Source organism: Streptomyces diastatochromogenes (genome assembly GCF_002242805.1).
Taxonomy (GTDB): domain Bacteria; phylum Actinomycetota; class Actinomycetes; order Streptomycetales; family Streptomycetaceae; genus Streptomyces; species Streptomyces diastatochromogenes.
Genome location: NZ_MCGQ01000099.1, coordinates 1 through 5,317, shown reverse-complemented (window position 1 = coordinate 5,317; position 5,317 = coordinate 1). Strand labels below are relative to the sequence as shown.

The 5,317-nt window shown below is 70.4% G+C and carries 5 protein-coding genes and 2 pseudogenes; 4 read left to right on the top strand and 3 right to left on the bottom strand.

Features of this window, described 5'->3' with window-relative positions; all coding sequences use genetic code 11:
• A pseudogene (locus BEK98_RS45905) lies at positions 1–535 on the bottom strand (transposase); the annotation flags it as partial.
• A gap of 72 nt (positions 536–607) precedes the next feature.
• Between BEK98_RS45905 and BEK98_RS45900 the strand changes: the two are divergent.
• Positions 608–1,348: a class I SAM-dependent methyltransferase gene (locus BEK98_RS45900; protein ID WP_094222759.1), complete on the top strand. Its 741-nt coding sequence runs from the start codon at positions 608–610 to the stop codon at positions 1,346–1,348.
• A gap of 64 nt (positions 1,349–1,412) precedes the next feature.
• Here the strand turns inward: BEK98_RS45900 and BEK98_RS45895 are convergent.
• Positions 1,413–1,718 (bottom strand): annotated as a pseudogene (locus BEK98_RS45895) (transposase); the annotation flags it as partial.
• Between the two features lie 177 nt (positions 1,719–1,895).
• Between BEK98_RS45895 and BEK98_RS50620 the strand changes: the two are divergent.
• Positions 1,896–2,138, top strand: a complete 243-nt coding sequence (locus BEK98_RS50620; protein WP_244202290.1) for a hypothetical protein — start codon at positions 1,896–1,898, stop codon at positions 2,136–2,138.
• A 118-nt stretch (positions 2,139–2,256) separates the two neighbouring features.
• Complete coding sequence (locus BEK98_RS45885) at positions 2,257–2,781, top strand: VOC family protein (protein WP_094222758.1); 525 nt, start codon at positions 2,257–2,259, stop codon at positions 2,779–2,781.
• A 46-nt stretch (positions 2,782–2,827) separates the two neighbouring features.
• Here BEK98_RS45885 and BEK98_RS45880 read toward each other — a convergent pair whose 3' ends face one another.
• A complete protein-coding gene (locus BEK98_RS45880; RefSeq protein WP_208643426.1) occupies positions 2,828–3,805 on the bottom strand; it encodes an Lrp/AsnC family transcriptional regulator in 978 nt (325 codons plus the stop codon).
• Between the two features lie 111 nt (positions 3,806–3,916).
• Between BEK98_RS45880 and BEK98_RS45875 the strand changes: the two genes are divergently transcribed.
• Positions 3,917–5,317: carboxylesterase/lipase family protein (locus BEK98_RS45875; protein WP_107428340.1), on the top strand; the 1,401-nt coding region annotated here is incomplete at its 3' end.

Genomic DNA, 5,317 nt, shown 5'->3' with positions numbered 1-5,317 from the left:
GTGTTGATGATCAGGCCCGTTTCGGCGAGGCAGCCGTCTATGAGGTCGCCGCGGTACTGGATGTGGCGCAGGCCGCGTCGGATGCGCGCCGCAGCAGGGACCAGATGCCTTCGACGGGGTTGAGGTCGGGCGCGTAAGGCGGCACGTAGTAGATGGTCAGCCAGTCGCGCGAGGCGGCGAACTCCCGCAGCCCGGCGGCCTTGTGGACGTTGAGGTTGTCCCGGACGAGCACGATCGGGCCGCCGAGTTGCTGGTGGGCTGCGATCAGCAGGTCCCGGTAGTCGCGCCAGGAGAAGCTCTTACGTCCGTCGCGTCGGTTGTCGTCCCGGCGCGGCCGGTAGATCAGCCGGGACCGGTGGCCGGGTTTGTAGCAAGTCAGCGCCGCGATGGAGATCCGCCTGCGGGAACGGCCCCGCACCCGCACCACCGGGGTCCGCCCGCGCTGCGACCAGGTCTTGGCCTGCGGCGGCGTCATGGAGAATCCGGCTTCGTCCTCGAAGACCAGCCAGGCTCCACGGGCCGCCGCGAGTCTTCCGGACCGAGGCGAGGGCCGGCCAGTGCCCTAATCGTGTTGACCGCCCCCGGCAGGCAGTGCTGGAGTCGGCACGTGGACAGCATCCCCGCCAACCGGCGGCTCTGGAACCAGATCAGCAGCGCCTACCAGCACGAGCACGACCCGCGAATCGGCGCCACACCCCGGCTGTGGGGCATGTACTCCATCCCCGACGCGTACCTGCACGCCCTGGGCGACGTCACCGGCAAGCGCGTCCTCGAACTCGGCTGCGGCGCCGGCCAGTGGTCCAGGGCGCTCGCCGCTGAGGGTGCCACCGTGGTCGGGCTCGACCTGTCCGAAGCCCAGCTCGCCGCGGCAGCTCGCGCGATGGGCGCGGCCCGCTACCCGCTGGTGCAAGGCGCCGCCGAACACCTCCCGTTCGCCGCCGACAGCTTCGACCTGGTGTTCTGCGATTACGGCGGGCTTAGCTGGGCGCCCCCGCACCTGGCCGTCCCGCAGGCCGCACGCATCCTGCGCCGTGGTGGGCGCCTGGTGTTCAATGTCGCCAGCCCATGGTTCGAAGCCTGCTACGACGAAGCCGCCAGCCGCGTGACCACGACGCTGCAGCAGGACTACTTCGGGCTGGACACCATCGCCGAAGGCCAGGGCGCGACCAGCTATCAGCTCACCTACGGCGACTGGGTCAAGGTCCTGCGCGGCGCAGGTCTCGTCATCGACGACCTCATCGAGCCGCGGCCCGAACTCGGAACAGCCAACGGCTACAACGAAACCGACCCGCCTGACTGGGCATACCGCTGGCCGGCGGAACTGCTCTGGGTAACCCACAAACCGTAAGTTCCGCCGCGCCGAGACGTGAAGGCATCCCCTCGCCGGGCAGGCCTAGGGCCTGTCCGGCTGATCATGGGCGGAGCCAGAGCCGGATCGAGGCGAGGGTGACGGTCCCGTGGAGGACGTAGGCGCGTTTGTCGAAGCGTGTGGCCACGGCCCGGAAGTTCTTCAACGCGTTGATCGTCCGCTCCACTTCGTTCCTGCGTTTGTAGATCGTCTTGTCGAAGCCGGCGGGCCGTCCGCCCCTGCTGCCGCGTCTTATGCGGTGGGCTCGCTGATCTCGGGGCTCGGGAATGGTGGGCTTGATCCGGCGACGTCGCAGGTAGCGGCGGTTGCGCCGGGAGGAATACGCCTTATCGCCGCCCAGGTGGTCGGGCAGTCCGGCGCCGCCCAGCCGGCGGCCCGCCTGATCGCCAGCCGCACCGAGGGGTCACCGTTCCTCACCGGCGCGCCCCCGACGGCACCCTGACCAACGACGTCTGCCCCGTAACGGGACGTGCCCGGCTGTCCTACCGGCAGGCGGAGGAGATCTTCGAGGGGACCAACCGGGGGCTTGCCAACCCGCTCGCCCGCCCAGAGCAGGGGGGACGACCTGCGGGGCTGGACGCTGCACCGCAGGCGGCACAGCGCGCTCACCCATGACGCCGAGTCCGGCACCAGCACGCCGACGCTGCCGGCTCGCTCCCGCGATGCCTCCGTCCGCTGCCTGGAGCGGTACGCACACCCCGGCGTCGACCCCAACCAGGAGCCCGACCAGGGGTTCGGCCGTGCAGCGTCCAGCCCCGACCATGGCTGATGAGTGCTTGAGGTCCCGAGGGGCCGAATCAACTAGGACCGGTTCTGGCCTACTTGAGACCTACTGTCGTCGTACCGCGCGGGGAGCCGCGGAAGAGTGACGACGGAAGGGAACGCCGATGAAGCACACCGCGCCCGAGGGATACACCAGCGTGGCACCGTGGGTGGTCACCGACGACACGGGAGCGCTGCTCGACTTCGTCGCCGGTGCCTTCGGCGGCGAGGAACTGGCCCGGGTGCCGGTGGAGGACGGCACCATCGGCCACGGCGAGATCAGGCTCGGCGACACGGTCGTTCTGGCCTTCGACCGCCGCCCCGACTGGCCCGTCATGCCCTCGCTGCTCCGGATCTACGTCCCCGACGCGGACGCGGCGATGGCGGCCGCCGTGGCTCACGGGGCGCAGGTGATCACTGAGGTCAGCGACAGCGCATGGGGCGACCGCGGCGGCCGGGTCCGCGACCCGTTCGGCAACATCTGGTGGGTGATGAGCCGTGTTGAGGAGGTCGCCCCGGACACAGCCTGGCAGCGCATGTTGGAGCCGCAGTACGCCGAGTCGATGCGCACGGCACAGGAGACCCTGGATGCCGCGCTCAGCGGGCGGGAGTCGGGGATCTCCAGTGCCCCGCTGCGGCCGGCCGACTGACGCCCGGTACTGCGCGGCCATGGACGACCTCCCACGTGTGGTCGGCTCAGAGGCTCCCTGGGCGGACCAGTCCGGTCCTTTTGACCCCGGTCAGGATCGGGGTGACCTCGATGGTGGTGATGTGTTCGAGGGTGCCGATCGTGTCGCTCAGGAAGTGGTAGAGCGCGTTGAGGTCGGCTGCGGCGACGGCCACGAGGAGGTTGGCCGAACCGGTGGTGGCGGAGGTGAAGCGGACTTGTGGGTGGCGGCTGAGCTGATGGCCCGTCTCCTCCAGGCCGCCGGGTGCGACGGTGATCCACAGGAGTGCCTCGGTGCGGATACCCAGCCGGGCGAGGTCGACTTCGGTCGCGAGCCTGAGCACCTGGCCGCCCACCAGTGCCTCCAGCCGGCGGCGCGCGGTGAGGGGAGTGGTGTCGGCGCGGCGGGCTAGGTCGGTGTAGGAGGCCCGTCCGTCCTCGGACAGCGCGGCGATCAGCTGGTGGTCTACGGGCAGGAGGGCGGAGGGGGTGGGTGCGGCAGGTGTGTCCGGCCGCAGGCCGGCCAGCTCGGCTTCCGACAGCAGGCCGCCGCTCCAGTCGAAGGCGGCTGGGAAGACCCGCAGGAGGACATGAGAGGTCCACGACTGGACCGCGGGTGTGGCGGGAAGATCGCGCAGCAGCAGCGCGTTGCGTGCGTCCGGCCCGTCCAGGAACAGGATGGTGCAGATTTCGTCGCCGCCGCCGAGGACGTCCACCCAGATGGTGTCGGGGCGGCGGGCCAGGGTGGCGGCGATGGAGCTGATCCGGTTGGGCCGGCATCGGATGCGCAGGGCCAGCGGAATCAGATCCGGGAACCACACGGGGTTGCGTACGGCTGTGGCGCGCAGCGTTCCGTCGTGGAACAGCGGTGCCGCGCGACGCACCACAGTGCGCTCCGATACGCCCAGGACGCGGCCGACCGTGCGCCACGAGGCGCGCGGGGAGGCCAGCATCGCGGCGGCGATACGGCTGTCTGTTTCGTTCAGGAGATGGCTCACTTTCTCCATATTCCTAGATCACATGTCCTTCATTCGTGCCTCAGGATGCTCTTTCTGGCTCATATCGGTGTTCGCGGATAGAAACGACCCAGGGCAACCGAGGCCAGAGAGGTGAGCACGATGACGGGTAGCGAGCACCGGATCGTCGAAACGGACTGCGGCAAGGTCAGGGGAGTCGCGCAGGGCGAGGTGATCTCCTTCCGGGGAATCCCCTATGCGGCGTCGCCGGTCGGTGAGTTGCGTTTCGCGCCGCCCCAGCCGCACCCGGGATGGGCCGGGGTGCGGGAGGCGGTGCACGCCGGACCGGCTGTCCCGCAGGCGGCCTCCCGGCTGGAACAGGTGATGGGGCCCCGTGTGCCGGACTGGAACGAGGACGGCAGCCTGACCGTCAACGTCCACAGTCCGCTGCGGGCAGTTGAGGGCGGTGCGGCCCGTCCGGTCCTGGTGTGGTGGCACGGGGGCGGTTTCACCAGCGGCTCCGGCGGATGGGACTGGTACGACGGGGGCCGGCTGGCCGCACTGGGGGACATGCTGGTGGTGACCGCGAACTACCGGGTGGGCCCGCTCGGCTACCTGTACCTGCCGGAGATCGGCGCCGCCAACCTCGGTCCCCAGGATCAGGCCGCCGTGCTGCGCTGGGTGCGGGACAACATCGCCTCCTTCGGTGGCGATCCGCGCAATGTGACGGTCGGCGGGCAGTCGGCCGGAGCGTACTCGGCCCTGTCGCTGGCGCTCGATCCGCAGACGACGGGACTCGTCACCCGGGTGCTGCTGCAAAGCGGCCCCTTCGGCCTGCCGCCGCAGGACCCGCAGCACGCGGCCGAGATCGCCGAGGCGTACCTGCGGCTGCTCGATGTGCCGGGCGGAGCGGACGCCGCAAAGGTACTGCGTGCACTGCCCGTTGAGCAGTTGTTGTCCGCCTACGGCCGGCTCGCGGGGCGACTCGCGCGTCCGGGCAACGCTGCCCCGCCGATGTATCCGGTGCTCGGCGGCCCTGGTGTTCCGCGCGCCTGGCAGCGGGCGCTCGCGGACGGCGCCCTGGAGGGCAAGGGGCTGCTGATCGGTACCACCCGGGACGAGGCGACGGCCTTCTACGCCTTGGACCCGCGCATCCAGACGCTCACCTCCGACGGCGCGCTGGCCATCCTGACCGGCCAGATCGGCGAACAGGCCCACGAGGTCTACCAGCGGCATGCCGCCCGGCTTCCGCAGGCCACGCCGGCGCGGATCTTCACCGCGGTGCAGACCGATGAGCTGTTCCGCAACGGTTCGCTGCAGATCGCCGACCACCACGCGGCCGGCGGCAACGCGACCTACGTCTACCAGTTCGACCACCAGCCGGCCGAGGGCGCGCACGCCCTGGGCGCCACCCACTGCGCCGAACTGCCCTTCCTCTTCAACACCTTCGACGCCTACCCGGACAGCCCGATGCTGGGCATGCCCACAGTCGCCGAGCGGGCCCTGGGACACACCTTCGCGACCGCGGTCGCCGAGTTCGTCACGACCGGATCGGTGCACGAC

What these genes read in the sequence shown, in the direction of transcription:
- BEK98_RS45885 (WP_094222758.1), top strand. Translation starts at nt 2,257, where the DNA reads ATGAAGCACACCGCGCCCGAGGGATACACCAGCGTGGCACCGTGGGTG.
- BEK98_RS45880 (WP_208643426.1), bottom strand. Translation starts at nt 3,805, where the DNA reads ATGGAGAAAGTGAGCCATCTCCTGAACGAAACAGACAGCCGTATCGCC.